Raw genomic sequence first — 15,803 nt, 5'->3', positions numbered from 1 at the left:
GCACAGCAATTGGCCGACAGTTATCCGCGCCACGTTTTGGCAAACTGCCCGTCATCTGTTTCTGTATCACGAGAGTGTACCATGCGATTTGCCTTTTCCCGATTAACCCTGTGCCTGGGCCTGTGTAGCCCGTTGCTGCTGAGCGCTGCTGAAACCGCTAAACCGGACCCGGCGTCACCGATTGAACGCATTCAGGTGAATGGCAGCGCCCTGCCCGCCGCCAGTCAGACCAACGATGAAACCGAGCAGCTGCTGAAAGTGGCGGGCATCATGAATGACCCGCTGGCCGCTGTTTTCAGCCTGCCGGGCGTGGTCTACGCCGGTGGCGATTTTGGCGGTATGCCGGCGGTACGGGGCTCGAGCCCGGACGATAACGCCTTTTTGATAGATGGCTTGCCGGCCGGTTATTTGTTCCATATGTTCGGTAACAGCGTGTTTAACGAAGCGCTGCTGCATGACTTTCACCTCGACAGCGGTGGTTTTGGCGCGCAATACGGCAATGCCACCGGCGGTGTGTTTTCGGCAACGTTACGCGATCCGAAACAGCAGGAAATTGGTGGCGAAGCCGAGCTGAGTCTGTTGCAAATGAGTGCTTTGGTTGAGGGCGCTGTCACTGACGACCAAGCGTTTTATCTGGCGGCGCGACAAAGTACAGTCCAGCTTTTTATCAAATCCGGTGATGAACTGGATGATGGCGTCAAAATTTATCAGCCACCAAAAAGCAACGACTATCAGGCGCGCTATTTGTTTCAGCTATCTCCGGAGCAAAAACTGACCCTGACACTGACCGGCGCCAGCGACAGTGCGCGGGCCAATATCAGTAAAGCCTCAGAGCAAGGTCGTACCGATCCGGAATCGGTAGGTGATGTGCGGATTGATAGCGCTTTTGCCAACCAGCAACTGAGTTATCAATACCAGCATCCGGCCGGACATCAGTTGCAGTTGCGGTATCAGCACAGCAGCAACAGCGAAGACAATCAATATGGCGGTGACCAGTTTGTCAGCTACGAAGATGAGCAACAGTTTTTGCAATTACAGTCACGCTGGCAGCTGACCGCAGCACAGCGACTGGAAGCCGGTGTCGAACGTAGTCAGCGTGATGCAGACTATCGTTTTGATGTGATCCCTTATTATTGTACCGACCATCAGGCCGATTGCTTTGCTCAGCGCGGCGATCGGATCAAAGCCAAAGACCAGCTGCGTTACAACACCGACAGTGCCTTCCTGCAGCATCATTGGATTTGGAATCAGTATCTGAGCTCGTCAGTCGGTCTGCGTTACGACCAGCAGGACTATACCGATGAAAGCTTTCTGCAACCGCGCGCAGAACTAAGTCTGCAGCTGACACCACAGCAGCGCTGGTTTGTCCGGGCTGGACGCTACAGCCGGCTGGCCGATCTAGAAAAAAGCCTGCCGCTGCTGGGTAATCGTCAGGTGAAACAACCAACGGCCACTCACTATGTGCTGGGGCAGGACTGGCAGTTTGCCGACAACTGGAATTTCAGTACTGAGCTTTATTTGAAAAAACTGCAAAAGTTGCCACTCGGTCTGACTGACAAAGACGCCGACCAGGCGCTGCATTACAGCAACGACAGTGAGGGGCAGGCCTATGGCACAGAATTACTGCTGAAAAAACAACGCAGTTCCGGCGACTGGTATGGCTGGGCGTCGCTGAGCTGGTCGAAAGCCGAGCGCACTGATCTACGCCGAAACCTGACTTCTGAGTATTATCTGGACACGCCGCTGGTGGCGAACGTGGTTGTAGCTTATCCCTACGATGAAAAATGGGACTTCAGCGCCCGCCTGACGGTACGCTCCGGTGCCAAATATACGCCGATCATTGGTAATAAACCGAATCCTTATTACCCGGATTACCGTGTGGCAGTATATGGCGAACTGAATTCAGCAACGTTGCCGGTGTATCATCGGTTGGACTTACAGGCTGAACAACAAGGCACTTTATTTGGTCTGCCAGTCACTTATACCTACGCTATTCTGAACGTGTTAAACCGGAAAAATGTATCAGGTTACTTCCTGCAAAAAGGTAAAGCCGGCGAAATGCCTGAGTATCACATTGAGGCGGAGGAAAATCTTGGTTTGTTCCCGTCGGTGGGCCTCAAAGTGCAGTTCTGATGCCTGCATTCATTCCTGACGGGGCGACACCTGCTTACACTTTTTAAACATTCCAATTGCGGCTCCAGCAGTTATCATGGGGCCGTTTTAATCTGGAGCAAAGCATGCGACCCTGGTGGTGCCTTTTTTTTCTGATGTTGATCAGTACTCGCTGTGACGCCAGCTGGGATGAACTGGAATTTACCGGTTACCTGGCGGTAGGCACCGGCTTCCAGCGCGCGCTGGTCGGCCCGCTGGACCGGACAGTGAATGATAAACTGCTGCTGAACTTGTCGGCCGATCTGCAATACCGCAACTTTTTTATTGAATCGGATGACCGGCGTAATGTACTGCGTTATGGCAGTGGCCTGCTGGGTTATCACTTGTGGCAACAGGAAGATAGTGCCCTGTCACTGATCGGCACCAATTATCAGGACGCTATCGGACCTGATCTGAATACGGGTACTGGCCGGGCGCATTTGCCTGAGCTGGATGGTTTACAGCTGCGTGATTCCGATTTTCTGCTCGGCCTGCGCTATCAGCGCTTCTGGCAACAGCATTATATGGCAGTAGAAATTGGGCAGGACATTGAGTCGCATTACAGCCAGCAACTGCGGTTGTTGTACAGCTATCGCCAACCGCTGCGTAACTGGGATTTATATTACAACGTCGGTGTGTCGTTTTCGGCGGCAAGACTAGTGAATTATTATTACGGCGTCAGTGCCGCAGAGAGCCAGAGCGGACGTCCGACATACAGCGCCGGTGCCGGTCAACAACTGCATCTGGGGATCAGTGCTTTGTATCCGCTCAGCACCGACTGGTTGCTGGAACTTGGCCTTGCCGTGAATGGCTTCAGCAGGGCCTATACCGACAGCCCGCTGGTCGACCGGGATAGCGAATTCCGCAGTCTGGTGAAATTCCGTTATGTGTTCTGAGCAACGGCTGGTCCCAGCCCTGTCCATGCTACTGTGCTGCGCTTTGCTCAGTAGCCCGCTGGCCGCTGCTGACAACGGCTCCGGCAGCATCAAACTGGCATTAACGCCGGCCACCTGCGTGGCGCTACAACAAGGCCGGATCTGTTATGCAACCGTCCATGTGCACTGGCAGAGCGCCACGCCACAGGACTTGTGCCTGCAAGCCGGCACCCAAAAATTATATTGTTGGCCTACCGGTCTTGAAGGCCAATGGCGTTATGAATTCGCCGAATATGACAGCCAGCAGTTGCAGCTGGTCAGCCCTGACGGCATCCAGGCGCAGGCGACCATCAGCGTCAATTGGGTGCAGAAAAACCCGCGGGTAAAACGACACTGGAGATTATTCTGACATGACCAACGCGGCCTACGGCACCATTTTACTGGTCGAGGATGACCTGTCGCTCGCCAGCTGGGTGCAGGAATTTTTACAGCAAAAAGGTTATCAGGTGCTGCTGGAACAACGTGGCGATACAGTATTGCCGTTGTTGCGGCGCCAGCATGTTGACTTGATCTTGTTAGATTTGATGTTGCCCGGTCTGAACGGGCTCGATGTCTGCCGGCAGATCCGCCGTGACTATGCAGTACCAGTCCTGATGCTGACCGCCCAGGGCGAAGAGGTCGACGAAGTGATTGGTCTTGGTGTTGGCGCCACCGATTATCTGGTGAAGCCGGTCCGGCCGCGGATCTTGCTGGCACGCATTCAGGCCGCGCTGCGTCAGAGCGCCGATGCGACACCGAGTCAGCAGTTGGTGTTTGGTAGTCTGACGATCTGTGCCAGTTCGCGCCGGGTTTTACTCGGCGAGACCGATATTCAGCTGACCAGTGCCGAGTTTGCGTTGTTGTGGTATCTGGCCAGCCGGGCCGGTCAGGTCTGCAGCCGCGATCAGGTGTTTCAGGCGTTAAAGGGTCGTGAACACGACGGACTGGACCGGCGTTTTGATGTAATGGTGTCGGTGCTGCGGAAAAAACTCGGCGATGATGCCAAAGAACCAAAGCGGATCAAAACGGTGTGGGGTCAGGGTTATTTATTTGTCACTGAACACTGGACGCTCTGATGTTTAAACTGTCACTGAGCCTGTTGCTGTCGGCTATTTGTGCACTGTTTATGCTCGGTGCTGTGCTCGATCAGTTGGCCAATGACGACAGCCAGCCTGCACCGGACCAGTTACAACTCTACACCACAGTGCTGGATACCATCAGTCAGCAGGCCGATCAGCAGCAACCGGCACAGCTCAGTGCTTATATCACGGCACAACAACAACATTGGCGCTTACCGTTGCAGTTGCTGCCACGCGAGAGCCTGGCGTTGCCGCCGGAGCTGGAAGGTCAGCTGCATGCTACCGGCGGTCTGGCGCTGGCTGGCACTGACGGCATGTCTTATCTCAAAGCATTACCGACCCATCCGCACTGGCTGTTACAGCTGCAATTGTCACAAGCGGCCGGGCATCAGCCGGGCGACTTATGGCTGACGTTAGCACTATATGGCGGTTTGAGTCTGATTATGCTGCTATGGCTGGCACCGCTGGCACGCCGGCTTTGGTTGTTGAGCCAAACCGCCAGCCGTTTCGGTGACGGTGATTTACAGGCGCGGCTGCCACCCAGCCGCTGGTCCTACATCAGTGCACTGGAACAGAGCTTTAACCAGATGGCGCAACAAATTGAACAACTGCTGGCCGACAACCAGTTACTGGCATCCAGTTTATCGCATGACCTGCGCACGCCGATCGCCTGCTTCCGTTTTGGTTTGGATGCCGCGTTAGAAGAAGTGGATCCACAGCGTAAAGATCAGTATCTGCAACGGCTGGAACAGGATTTGGATCGGATGGAAGCGATGGTCAACGCCTTTCTCGAATACGCCAGTCTGGACCGGCAACATCAGCATTGGCAACTCAGTCTGGTGGATCTGCAACAGATCTGCCAGCAAGCGATGCACAGCTGTGAACCACTGGCCGCGGCCAGACAGTTGCAGCTGCAACTGACCTGTTCAGGCGACTTGCCCGGCGTCTGTGGTCATCCACATTGGTTATACCGGGTGCTGCTGAATCTGCTGCAAAATGCCTGTCGCCATGCGCAGAGTCAGGTACAGCTTCGGCTCTGGCAACACGAGCAACAGGTCTACATCCGTATCAGTGATGACGGCGCCGGCATTGCACAGGCCGATGCAGAGCGGATTTTTTTGCCTTTTGTCCGGCTGGAGACGCAGTCGAGTATTGCACCGCAATTCGGTCTCGGCCTTGCGATTGTGCGTAAAGTGCTGGACTGGCATCAGGCCAGGATCAGCCTGGAAACAACAGCACCTGCAGGCGCCAGCTTTTTGATCCGCTTACCGCTGCAAAACACAAAGCCGGCTTGATGCCGGCTTTGTGTTTTATCTATGCACCGCCACAGACTGCTCGCTGCGGCGTTGGCGCCAGACTCAGCCTTGGTTGTGGCCGATTTTTTTCTTGTTCGCCAGATTTGCTTTCGCTTTGATCAATCGATCGCGCTTGTATTGCTGATTTGGTGTCAGCGTATTGCGCTTCTCCGCATACGGGTTTTCGGTACCACGGAATTCGACTCGCACCGGCGTACCCATTAACTGCAGCGATTTGCGGAAATAGTTCATCAGATAACGTTTATACGAATCCGGTAAGTCTTCCACCTGAGTACCGTGGATCACGATCAGCGGCGGGTTGTAACCACCCGCGTGCGCATATTTCAGTTTCACGCGACGGCCTTTCACCAATGGTGGCTGGTGGTCTTCCTGCGCCATATTCATGATTTTGGTCAGTAAAGCGGTATTCACCCGCCGGGTCGCCGAATCAAATGCTTCTTCAACCGATTCAAACAGATTGCCGACGCCAGAGCCGTGCAGCGCTGAAATAAAATGCAGCCGGGCGAAATCGATAAAACCAAGCCGGCGGTCCAGCTCACGTTTTACTTCATCTTTAACACCGTCATCCAGACCGTCCCACTTGTTCACCGCAATGACCATCGAGCGGCCGGCATTGAGCACAAAACCAAGAATACTTAAATCCTGCTCGGAAATGCCTAAGCGTGCATCTAACACCAGGATCACGACGTTGGCATCTTCAATCGCCTGTAACGTTTTGATCACCGAGAATTTTTCCACCACATCGTCGATACGGCCGCGACGGCGTACACCGGCGGTGTCGATCAGCGTGTATTCACGGTCACCGCGTTGCATCGGAATATAAATCGCATCACGGGTGGTGCCCGGCATGTCATAAACAATGACCCGTTCTTCGCCGAGGATCCGGTTGGTCAGCGTCGATTTGCCAACGTTCGGGCGGCCGATAATAGCCAGTTTGATATGTTTGTCGCGTTGCTCCTGATCATCTTCCGGATCAATCGCCTTCAGATCTTCGCCGGCCTCAAAGGCCGCCAGGCGCTGCGCCTGCTGTTCTGTCAGCAGCGGCACTAATGCCTGCTGTAATAACGACGTGACGCCGCGGCCATGCGCTGCGGCAATCGGATAGACTTCGCCGATGCCCAAACTGTAGAAATCTGCAATCGCAGTGTCGGCATCGAGACCATCCGTTTTATTGGCGACCAGAAACACGGTTTTGTTGACACGACGGATGTGATTGGCGATGGCTTCATCGGCAACGGTCGCGCCAGCACGGGCATCAACCAGAAACAGTACGACGTCGGCTTCATCGATAGCTTTTAATGACTGCTCAGCCATTTCCAGCTCAATGCCTTCTTCGCTGCCGTCGATACCGCCGGTATCGACCACGATAAACTCCAGGCCTTCATAATCGACAGAGCCATATTTACGGTCGCGGGTCAGGCCCGGAAAATCGGCGACCAACGCATCGCGCGTACGGGTCAGACGGTTAAATAACGTGGATTTTCCGACATTGGGACGGCCAACCAGAGCAACTACCGGTAACATGTTTCACCTCAACTGAGCTGACACGCACCTGTCGGAGTCAGCTTCTGCAATCAAATCATCGTCAGCACTGACGATGGACTTTATTCGTGACAAGCTCCTGTTGAGCCTGCCGATGACAGTTGTTGCAAGAGCAACGGACCGTCCTTCCCGTACATCATGTACATAAAAAAAACAGGCCTGCGAACAGGCCTGCTTTGGAGAAAATCGCTGTGCAGCCTTTAGTCAGCAGTACGCAATACGTCGATTTCGCCGTTACGTGTCTGCAGGATTAAATAATCCGATGTGCTGACAGCTTCGGCATAAAAACCTGAACTGTCAAACTCGTGCCGCGCCAGATATTCGCCTTTGTCACGGCTGAACCAGTGCAGATTGCCCTCGTTATCACCGACGACAAGATAATTCTTATACACCGCCGGACCTGTGACAAAATGCTTGTGCAAGGTTTGCTGCGACCAGATCTCCAGGCCATTACGGGTATCAACTGCATATAATTTTCCAGTTGAATCAACCAGATAAATGATATTGTCTACAATCTGCATATCGCGGAAACTGGCGTAATCGCGTTTCCACAGCACCCGGCCACTGCGCAATTCCATCGCGACGAGCTGACCGTTGTAGGCAATGGCGTAGATTGTACCATTTTGCACTATCGGTGTCGCATCCACGTCGATAATCCGCGCCAGGTCGGTTGAGCCTTTTGCCACTGCAACCGCTTCTTCCCAGGCCGGCGCGCCTTGTTCGGAGATCAACACGCCCACTTTACCGTTACCAGTACCGAAAACCACTCCACCGGCGGCAGTAGCGACCGACGAGATACCGCGCAGCGTCAGTAAGGCATTTTCGGTTTCATGCATCCAGCGCTGTTCACCGGTATCCGGTTGCAGCGCAAAAATGCGGCCACCACCAGTATTCACCAGGATCAAGCCTTCACCGGCGACAGGTGCCGCTAACACTTCACCTTTGACTTTAACATGCCAGACTTTTTCACCCGTTTCTGGATTCAGTGCCAGCACATCACCGTCTTCGGTACCGACCAGCACTTTGTCAAAGCCAACTGCGACACCGCCAGCCAACTTGGCGTTGCGGTTGTTCCACCAATGACTGATGCCACCGAACAATGGCGCATCATCGCCATTGCGCAAATCGTAGCTCCACAACTTGTCGCCATTTTGCAGATTAAACGCGACAATTTCGCCGGCACGGCTGGCCACGAATACCTTGTCACCAAATACTGCCGGTTTAATTTTCGAATCGTAATGTTCAATACCATCGCCAACCGAGCTGCTCCAGACATAGTCCGGCGCTACTTTGTTGTCGATCTCCGGTAATACCAGTTCTTCTTCATCGTTTGACGAGCAACCAACCAGCACAAAGGCCAGCAGTGCCGGCACCAGCATGGTGCGCACAGATAACTTCACAGCAACCTCTTAGCCAGCAACGTGGGCCAGTTCGTTCAATTTGACATCCAGTAACGGGTTTTTGCCGACTTCAGTCACGGCTTGCGCCGCTTTGTAAGCGGACAGCGCAGCAGTTTCATCACCAGACTTCAGTAAGACGTCGCCTTTCAGCTCGTTTTGCTGCGCAGCAAAAGCCGCCGGCATGGTGGCACCAAGTGTGGCTAATGCTTCTTTATATTTGGCTTGTTCTGCCTGTACCCGAGCCAGCCGTAATTGTGCGACGGCAATGACTTCAGGTACTTTACTGCCGGTAGCGACTGCGACCAGCTGTTGCTCCGCTGCAGCATAATCTTTTAACACCACGGCTTCTTTGGCTGCCATCAGCGCCGCCAGGTGGCTGTAGTTAGAATCTTTGTGATCGGCAATAAATTTCTGCGCATCGACCAGCCAGGCTTTTTTATCCGCGCCTTCAGCCGCGGCTTTATCCACCAGCACGGCATAGGCGGCAGATTGTGCCTGCTGTGCTTCTAATTGCTTGGCCTGATAAAAGCGGAAGCCGTATAAGCCACCCAGGCCGATGACAATACCGGCCACCATCGACAGGCCATGTTCGCGGAAAAAGCGTTTAATCGCTTCAACTTGTTGTTCTTCGGTGTTGTAAATTTCCATCAGGGACTCCGTTAAACCTGAGCCAGTACTGCGGCCAGATCTGCAATAAGGACGGTTTGTTGTGGTTGTTCGGCGCGTAACCATTTGACAGTGACCTGCCCGGCTGCCAGTTCGCTGTCGCCAAGCAACAGACCGATCGCAGCACCAGATTTATCCGCACGTTTTAATTGTTTCTTCAGATTGCCACCACCACAGTGCAACATGACCCGTTTGCCCGGCAGGGCCAAACGCAGCTGTTCGGCAACAGAGACTGCAGCAAGTTCCGCAGCGTCGCCGAGCGGCATCAGATAAAAATCTGCTGCATTGCTGACTTGTGGTAATAACGGCAGGCTTTGCAGTAACAGCACCAGTCGTTCCAGCCCAAGGCCAAAACCCACCGCCGGCGTGGCTTTGCCGCCCAGCTGTTCTACCAGACCATCGTAACGGCCACCGGCACAGACTGTGCCTTGTGAGCCCAGATTGGTGGTCACCCACTCAAAGACGGTTTTGTTGTAATAATCCAGGCCGCGCACTAAACGCGGATTGATGGTGAATTCAATACCAGCGGCCTGCAGACGCGCTTGCAGCCCGGCAAAATGCAGTTTTGAATCTTCATCGAGGTGATCGAGCAGCTGTGGCGCACCGGCCAGCATCTCGGCCATCGCCGGATTTTTGCTGTCGAGCACGCGCAGCGGGTTGCTGTGCAGGCGGCGCTGGCTGTCTTCATCCAGCAAGTCCTGGTGTTGTTCCAGATAAGCCACCAGCTTATCGCGATACGCCGCGCGGGCTTCATTGGAACCGAGCGAATTCAGCTCCAGTCGCACATAGGGTGTCAGACCCAGCTGCTGCCACAGTCGTGCCGACAGCAAAATCACCTCGGCGTCGATATCCGGGCCCTGCATGCCAAACACTTCCAGACCAAACTGATGGAACTGACGGTAGCGGCCTTTTTGTGGCCGTTCGTGGCGGAACATCGGGCCCATATACCACAACCGCTGTTCCTGATTGTATAACAAACCATTCTGAATACCGGCGCGCACACAGCACGCGGTGCCTTCTGGCCGTAGTGTCAGACTGTCGCCGTTGCGATCGGCAAAGGTATACATCTCTTTTTCGACAATGTCGGTGACTTCACCAATCGAGCGTTTAAACAGCTCGGTCATTTCGACGATTGGAAAACGGATCTCATCGTAACCGTAACTGTTGACGGTCTGCCGGATCATCTGCTCAACGTATTGCCACACCGGGGTATCCTGCGGCAGACAATCGTTCATTCCGCGGATAGCTTGAATTTCTTTAGACACTTAAATACCTGAATAGCTAAAATTTATTCTACGTTTTTCACATCGATCAGCTGCTGTTGAGCGGCCAGGTACATACGGACCTGCTGCTCCAGCTGTTCGGCGACAGATTCATTGTCGATGCGCAGTTTTTGCCGCTCGCCTTTGAGATAAAAACCGCTTTTTTTACTGGCGCCGGCCACGCCCAGATCCGAGATCAGTGCCTCACCGGGCCCATTGACCACGCACCCTATCACAGATACGGTCAGTGGGTCGACCACATCTTCCAGCCGCTGTTCCAGCTCGTTCATCGTCTTGATCACATCAAATTCCTGCCGCGAACAACTTGGGCAGGCAATAAAGTTGATGCCACGGGAGCGAATGCGCAGCGACTTCAGAATATCAAAACCCACTTTGACTTCTTCAACCGGATCGGCCGCTAAGGAGATCCGCAGCGTGTCACCGATGCCCTCGGCCAGCAACATGCCCAGACCGATGGCAGATTTCACTGCACCGGCCCTAGCGCCACCGGCTTCGGTAATCCCCAGATGCAACGGTTGCTCGATTTGTTTGGCCAATAACCGATAGGCGCCGACGGCCAGAAAAACGTCGGACGCTTTGACGCTGACTTTAAACTGATCAAAGTTCAGCCGATCCAGAATGTCGACATGGCGCATCGCCGATTCGACTAACGCGGCTGGGTTAGGCTCGCCATATTTTTCCTGAATGTCAGCTTCCAGCGAGCCGCCGTTCACGCCGATACGGATTGGAATATTGTGAAAACGGGCGGCATCTACCACCGCGCGGATCCGATCTTCCCGACCGATATTGCCTGGGTTAATCCGCAAACAATCAGCGCCGTATTCTGCGACCTGCAACGCAATGCGGTAATCAAAATGGATATCAGCCACCAGCGGGATTGGCGATTGTTGCTTAATCAGCTTAAAAGCTTCAGCGGCGTCCATCGTCGGCACCGATACCCGGACCAAATCAGCTCCGGCCGCTGCGATGGCCCGAATTTGTGCCACTGTGGCGTCAACGTCGGTAGTTCGGGTGTTGGTCATCGACTGCACCGCAATCGGGGCATCGCCGCCGATCAGCACAGTGCCAACACGAATTTGTTTGGAGACACGACGGATAATTGGATTTTCAGCGTACATCTTATTCGGATCCGGTTAGGGTCAGGCGCGCGACCTGACCTTGCTTATAGCCTGATAAATCAATTGGTTTGCCAGCAAGGCTGGCAGTCACTGCCGCGGGATCGCCCAGCGTGACCTTTAATGGTCCGATGCCGGTTAATGTCAGCGTCTGACCACTGTTTTGCATGTTATACGCCAGGCGTTTGCCGTTGGCGTCAATCACCGCGACCCAACACTGTGCACTAAACTGCAATTGCAGTTGTAACTCACCTGCGGTGGGCGCTGCTGGTGTGATGTCAGTGGCTACCGGTGTTGGCGTGGCGGCCAAAGTGGCGGTGGCAGGATCTGCTGCTGCCGTCTGTGGCGCTTCAGTACCGGCAACGGCCGTTTCAACAGGTGCAACAGGACTGCTCTGAGCGGTGGCCGTTAATGCGGCAGTCACTGCGGCCGAAACCGGGGCTTCTGTCACTGCAGCGTCTGTAACCGCAACCTCTGTAACCGTGCTTGTTGCGCCTGCCTCCACTGGTAATATTTCGGGTTCCTTGACCGTATCACTGATTGTTTCAGCGCTCGGTTCGGCGACCACCGTCAATGCCGGCATTGTCGACACAGCAGGCGTTTTCGCGCCAGGTGCAGTCGCGGTTTCCAGTTCAGGCATCATCGATACCGGCTGGTCATTGAGCATATGCGTTTGCCAGAACCAGACCAGAAACAAACCAATCAGCAATACCAGCAAAAAATACGTCGCCAGCATAAACCGGCTTTCAGCGGCATCCCGGCTGGTTTTTTTCGAAAAGCTGTGCATCGGCGTTGGCTGTGGCATTGCACTGATCAACTGGTCAAATTGTGCCAGGACGTCGGTCTCATCAAGTTTGAGCAACCGGGCATAGTGGCGCAAATAGCCACGGATAAAAGTCGGCGCTACCCGGGCGTCCCATTGCTGCGACTCAAGCTGATGGATCACTGCAGCTTTCAGGTTCAGTTGCGCGGCGGCCTGTTCTAGACTCATGCCGAGTGTTTCCCGCCGCTGTTTCAGCATGGCGCCGGGGCCGGAGGTGGCAACAGACATCGTCATAGTGCTGGCTCCATCGGGTCATGCAACAGGATAGTCTGGCCATTGCTGAGTGCCGCATCAGTCGCCAGCTGATTCCAGCCAGCCAGTTGTGCCAGCGCCAGATTAAATTTGTACGCGATGCTGAACAGCGTATCGCCATCCTGCACTTGGTATTCACGTGGCAGCGCGGACGCTTCGGATAGCTTCAGCACCTGCCCGGCTCTGAGGTCGGCCGGATCAGTCAGCTGATTCAGCCGTTGCAGCTCAGATACACTCAGCCGGTATTTGCTGGCGATGCGAAATAAGGTTTCTCCGTACAGCACTTTATGTGTGCCAGGTTGCGACGGGACGGATGTAGCGGTGACAGGATCTGTCGATGGCGCGCTACCTGGCGTGATTGCCGGAGCAACAATCGCCTCAGCCGGCGGCAAATCCTGTGGCGTAACAGCTGGCTCTGGCGTGACAGCCGGCTCTGTGGCGGTCGTTTCCATTCGTGGCAGACTGCGGTCAGTGGTCAAGCCATAGGCCTGTGATTCAGGTTCAACGCCGGTTTTGCGTTTCACAATTTTGATTTTTGGGCTGCTGGTGGGTGCGCCAGCCAAAACCGCTGGATCTACACCAAGCAGGCTGGCTTTATATTGCTGTCGTAATTTTTCCGGCTCTGAGGAACTGAAATCCGCTGACAACATCCAGGCCGTTTCCGGACTGGTCTGGTATACCGACAACATAAATTTTTCAGCGGCCTGTTGTTCAGTTTTATCATCAAGCTGGTAGGCAATCATATAACGCAACAGAGTCGCCTGCGGCGACACTTGCCCCAACTCTTGCAGGCGTTTTTGCCAGATCCGGGCTTTTTCCATATCACCCTTGGCGTAATTCAGCACCGACAGGTTGTAAACGATGGAGTGTTTCACGCCGTTGTGGCGTAGTGCTTGTTCCAGATATTGTTGATATTTATCAAAATCTTTGCGGCCTAGCGCACAAAAAGCCAAATTTTCGTAGCTCTCGGCCACCCGGATGTAGCCCGGGCGTTTCACCGCAGCTTGCAGCAGTTGTTCAGCTTCGTCGAACTTGTTGATTTGGCACAGAAAGGCGCCGAAGTTATTGTAGGTATCGGCGTTATCATTGTCTTTACGCAGGGCATCGCGGTAGGCGTCTTCAGCCTGATCAAACTCGCCAACCTGTTGATAGTAATAGGCCATGGCGTTGGATACTTCCGGCAGTTCCGGCGCTAGTTCGCGGGCTTTTTCCAGATTAAACCGGGCTTGAGACGTTTCACCGCGTTGCAGGTAATTCAGCCCCAGCGACAGGCGGGTCCGGGCGATCTGTTTGTTATCGGTCTGACGTTCACCCTGCCGCTTGCTGTCGACAATAGTCGACTCGGATACGCAACCGAATAGCAGCGCACTGCAAAGCCCAACGCCAGCAAGCCAACTCAAACGCATAACTGATTGCCTGTCCTTGTCTTTTCAGACCATTTTTACTGAAATTTCCTCACCTTTCATCTGTTTTTTTACCAGACGTTTGGTGCGGTCGATTACGTCACCGACCAGCTGCCCGCAAGCGGCATCAATATCATCACCACGGGTCTTGCGCACTATGACAGTAAAGCCATATTCCTGCAGAACTTTATTAAAACGATCGATACGTGAATTGCTGGATCTTTTATATGGCGAGCCCGGATAAGGGTTAAACGGGATCAAATTGATCTTGGATGGGGTGTTTTTCAGCGCCTCAGCCAGTTCATGCGCCTGATCAGTGCTGTCGTTGATCCCTTCCAGCATGACATATTCTACGGTCACCTTATCATTGGCGCGGGAACCATCGACATAACGTTTGGCCGCAGCGAGGAATTCTTCCATCGGATATTTTTTGTTTACAGGAACCAGCTCGTCGCGCAGCGTGTTATTTGGCGCGTGCAGGGAAATCGCCAACGCCACATCGATTTTGTCTTTCAACAGGTCCAGTGCCGGCACCACGCCAGAGGTAGATAAAGTCACGCGACGCTTGGACAGACCAAAGCCATAGTCTTCCATCATCAGTTCCATTGCCGGAACGACGTTATTGAGATTCAGCAAAGGCTCGCCCATGCCCATCATCACGACGTTGGTCACCGGTTTTTCGCCGGTATCACCATAACTGCCAATGATCTGGCCGACTCGCCAGACCTGACCGATGATTTCAGAGACTGTCAGATTGCGGTTAAAACCCTGTTGCGCAGTAGAACAGAATGAACAATCCAGCGCACAACCAACCTGTGAGGACACACATAAAGTACGACGGTCTTTTTCCGGGATCCAGACTGTTTCAACTTCCTGGCCGCCTTTGAGTCCCATCACAAATTTGATAGTGCCGTCAGCGCTGTCCTGCCGGGTTACAACCACAGGCGCGTCAATCACGGCATGGCGTTTAAGCTTCTCGCGCAACACTTTGTTGATATTGGTCATTTTGTCGAAGTCATCGACACAGAAGTGATAAATCCATTTCATCAGCTGATCAGCCCGGAAGGCTTTTTCGCCAAGCGACACCAAAAATTCTTTCATCTGCTCACGGGTCAGATCAAGTAAGTTGATTTTCTGTTCAGGGCTGGTGGTCATGATTCACTCCGATGGCAGCAGGGCTGCAATCTAACTTGCTGGATTGGTGCGGCGATTTTGTCTGGTATATCGGTCCGGCATGCTGATGCAGTGGCCGAAAGATATGACAGAAAAAATCGTCTCTGGTTCAAGACAAGAAAGGGGCCAAGGCCCCTTTCTGTCCGTATCCTGATGATGTGGCTGGCGTGAAAAGCCATCCCTTCATCTGTAACGGATTAACGCGTACGGCCACACAGTTCAGCATCGCTGAAGAAGAATGCGATTTCACGGGCAGCTGATGCAGCAGCATCAGAACCGTGTACTGCGTTTTCATCGATGCTAGCCGCGTAGTCAGCACGTAAAGTACCGGCTGTTGCGTCTTTTGGATTAGTAGCACCCATGATTTCACGGTTCTTACGCACAGCGTCTTCACCTTCCAGCACCTGGATCATTACCGGGCCTGAAGTCATGAAAGAAACCAGTGCATTGAAGAATGGACGCTCTTTGTGTTCGCCGTAGAAACCTTCAGCTTGTTCACGGCTCAGGTGCAGCATTTTCGCTGCAACGATACGCAGGCCTGCAGATTCAAAACGGTTGTAGATAGCGCCGATCACGTTTTTGGCAACTGCATCTGGTTTGATGATGGAAAAAGTACGTTCTAAAGCCATGTCAGACTCCCTTTAAAATAACGGTTGAAAATTTAGCGGTCGCGAATTATACGCTAT

14 protein-coding genes are annotated in these 15,803 nt (G+C 53.6%); 5 read left to right on the top strand and 9 right to left on the bottom strand.

Annotated features, from left to right (window positions below; all coding sequences use genetic code 11):
- The first annotated feature begins 81 nt into the window (after window positions 1–81).
- The 5 genes from ACQ66Q_RS13415 to ACQ66Q_RS13395 all read left to right on the top strand — a co-directional run bounded on the left by ACQ66Q_RS13415 (window position 82) and on the right by ACQ66Q_RS13395 (window position 5,439).
- A complete protein-coding gene (locus tag ACQ66Q_RS13415; protein WP_430457269.1) occupies window positions 82–2,133 on the top strand; it encodes a TonB-dependent receptor plug domain-containing protein in 2,052 nt (683 codons plus the stop codon).
- A gap of 104 nt (window positions 2,134–2,237) precedes the next feature.
- Window positions 2,238–3,047: a MipA/OmpV family protein gene (locus ACQ66Q_RS13410; RefSeq protein ID WP_430457268.1), complete on the top strand. Its 810-nt coding sequence runs from the start codon at window positions 2,238–2,240 to the stop codon at window positions 3,045–3,047.
- A complete protein-coding gene (locus tag ACQ66Q_RS13405) occupies window positions 3,037–3,435 on the top strand; it encodes a DUF3019 domain-containing protein (RefSeq protein ID WP_430457267.1) in 399 nt (132 codons plus the stop codon). The genes ACQ66Q_RS13410 and ACQ66Q_RS13405 overlap by 11 nt, the downstream gene beginning before the upstream one ends.
- A 1-nt stretch (window position 3,436) precedes the next feature.
- Window positions 3,437–4,141: a response regulator gene (locus ACQ66Q_RS13400; RefSeq protein WP_430457266.1), complete on the top strand. Its 705-nt coding sequence runs from the start codon at window positions 3,437–3,439 to the stop codon at window positions 4,139–4,141.
- On the top strand, window positions 4,141–5,439 hold the full coding sequence (locus ACQ66Q_RS13395) for a HAMP domain-containing sensor histidine kinase (protein ID WP_430457265.1): 1,299 nt from the start codon (window positions 4,141–4,143) through the stop codon (window positions 5,437–5,439). The genes ACQ66Q_RS13400 and ACQ66Q_RS13395 overlap by 1 nt, the downstream gene beginning before the upstream one ends.
- Before the next feature lie 63 nt (window positions 5,440–5,502).
- Here the strand turns inward: ACQ66Q_RS13395 and der are convergent, their stop codons facing one another.
- The 9 genes from der to ndk all read right to left on the bottom strand — a co-directional run bounded on the left by der (window position 5,503) and on the right by ndk (window position 15,746).
- On the bottom strand, window positions 5,503–6,984 hold the full coding sequence (der, locus tag ACQ66Q_RS13390; RefSeq protein WP_208931755.1) for a ribosome biogenesis GTPase Der: 1,482 nt from the start codon (window positions 6,982–6,984) through the stop codon (window positions 5,503–5,505).
- Between the two features lie 218 nt (window positions 6,985–7,202).
- Window positions 7,203–8,402, bottom strand: a complete 1,200-nt coding sequence (gene bamB / locus ACQ66Q_RS13385; RefSeq protein ID WP_430457264.1) for an outer membrane protein assembly factor BamB — start codon at window positions 8,400–8,402, stop codon at window positions 7,203–7,205.
- 9 nt (window positions 8,403–8,411) lie between these two features.
- Window positions 8,412–9,050: a YfgM family protein gene (locus ACQ66Q_RS13380; RefSeq protein WP_430457263.1), complete on the bottom strand. Its 639-nt coding sequence runs from the start codon at window positions 9,048–9,050 to the stop codon at window positions 8,412–8,414.
- 11 nt (window positions 9,051–9,061) lie between these two features.
- Window positions 9,062–10,333 (bottom strand): histidine--tRNA ligase, encoded by a 1,272-nt coding sequence (gene hisS / locus ACQ66Q_RS13375; protein WP_430457262.1) that lies wholly within the window; start codon window positions 10,331–10,333, stop codon window positions 9,062–9,064.
- A 23-nt stretch (window positions 10,334–10,356) separates the two neighbouring features.
- Window positions 10,357–11,469, bottom strand: coding sequence for a flavodoxin-dependent (E)-4-hydroxy-3-methylbut-2-enyl-diphosphate synthase (ispG, locus tag ACQ66Q_RS13370; protein WP_430457261.1), 1,113 nt, complete (start codon window positions 11,467–11,469; stop codon window positions 10,357–10,359).
- A gap of 1 nt (window position 11,470) precedes the next feature.
- Window positions 11,471–12,523 (bottom strand): RodZ domain-containing protein, encoded by a 1,053-nt coding sequence (locus tag ACQ66Q_RS13365; RefSeq protein ID WP_430457260.1) that lies wholly within the window; start codon window positions 12,521–12,523, stop codon window positions 11,471–11,473.
- Window positions 12,520–13,947 carry a type IV pilus biogenesis/stability protein PilW gene (pilW, locus tag ACQ66Q_RS13360; RefSeq protein ID WP_430457259.1) on the bottom strand — a complete coding sequence of 476 codons (1,428 nt, stop codon included), beginning with the start codon at window positions 13,945–13,947 and terminating at the stop codon, window positions 12,520–12,522. The genes ACQ66Q_RS13365 and pilW overlap by 4 nt, the downstream gene beginning before the upstream one ends.
- Before the next feature lie 24 nt (window positions 13,948–13,971).
- On the bottom strand, window positions 13,972–15,099 hold the full coding sequence (locus tag ACQ66Q_RS13355; RefSeq protein ID WP_430457258.1) for a bifunctional tRNA (adenosine(37)-C2)-methyltransferase TrmG/ribosomal RNA large subunit methyltransferase RlmN: 1,128 nt from the start codon (window positions 15,097–15,099) through the stop codon (window positions 13,972–13,974).
- A 215-nt stretch (window positions 15,100–15,314) separates the two neighbouring features.
- Window positions 15,315–15,746 (bottom strand): nucleoside-diphosphate kinase, encoded by a 432-nt coding sequence (gene ndk / locus ACQ66Q_RS13350; RefSeq protein WP_208931762.1) that lies wholly within the window; start codon window positions 15,744–15,746, stop codon window positions 15,315–15,317.
- Window positions 15,747–15,803 lie beyond the last annotated feature (57 nt).

The sequence above is a fragment of the Rheinheimera sp. genome, from assembly GCF_965283995.1.
In the GTDB taxonomy this organism is placed as follows: domain Bacteria; phylum Pseudomonadota; class Gammaproteobacteria; order Enterobacterales; family Alteromonadaceae; genus Pararheinheimera.
The sequence above is the reverse complement of the archived record's forward strand: the minus strand, read 5'-3'. Positions and strand labels throughout refer to the sequence as shown.

Bases quoted from the DNA above. Each gene is read 5' to 3' on its own strand.
- ACQ66Q_RS13405 (WP_430457267.1), top strand. From the start codon at position 3,037: ATGTGTTCTGAGCAACGGCTGGTCCCAGCCCTGTCCATGCTACTGTGC.
- ACQ66Q_RS13410 (WP_430457268.1), top strand. From the start codon at position 2,238: ATGCGACCCTGGTGGTGCCTTTTTTTTCTGATGTTGATCAGTACTCGC.
- pilW (WP_430457259.1), bottom strand. From the start codon at position 13,947: ATGCGTTTGAGTTGGCTTGCTGGCGTTGGGCTTTGCAGTGCGCTGCTA.
- ACQ66Q_RS13395 (WP_430457265.1), top strand. From the start codon at position 4,141: ATGTTTAAACTGTCACTGAGCCTGTTGCTGTCGGCTATTTGTGCACTG.
- ACQ66Q_RS13415 (WP_430457269.1), top strand. From the start codon at position 82: ATGCGATTTGCCTTTTCCCGATTAACCCTGTGCCTGGGCCTGTGTAGC.
- ndk (WP_208931762.1), bottom strand. From the start codon at position 15,746: ATGGCTTTAGAACGTACTTTTTCCATCATCAAACCAGATGCAGTTGCC.
- der (WP_208931755.1), bottom strand. From the start codon at position 6,984: ATGTTACCGGTAGTTGCTCTGGTTGGCCGTCCCAATGTCGGAAAATCC.
- ACQ66Q_RS13400 (WP_430457266.1), top strand. From the start codon at position 3,437: ATGACCAACGCGGCCTACGGCACCATTTTACTGGTCGAGGATGACCTG.
- ACQ66Q_RS13380 (WP_430457263.1), bottom strand. From the start codon at position 9,050: ATGGAAATTTACAACACCGAAGAACAACAAGTTGAAGCGATTAAACGC.
- ACQ66Q_RS13355 (WP_430457258.1), bottom strand. From the start codon at position 15,099: ATGACCACCAGCCCTGAACAGAAAATCAACTTACTTGATCTGACCCGT.
- ispG (WP_430457261.1), bottom strand. From the start codon at position 11,469: ATGTACGCTGAAAATCCAATTATCCGTCGTGTCTCCAAACAAATTCGT.
- ACQ66Q_RS13365 (WP_430457260.1), bottom strand. From the start codon at position 12,523: ATGACGATGTCTGTTGCCACCTCCGGCCCCGGCGCCATGCTGAAACAG.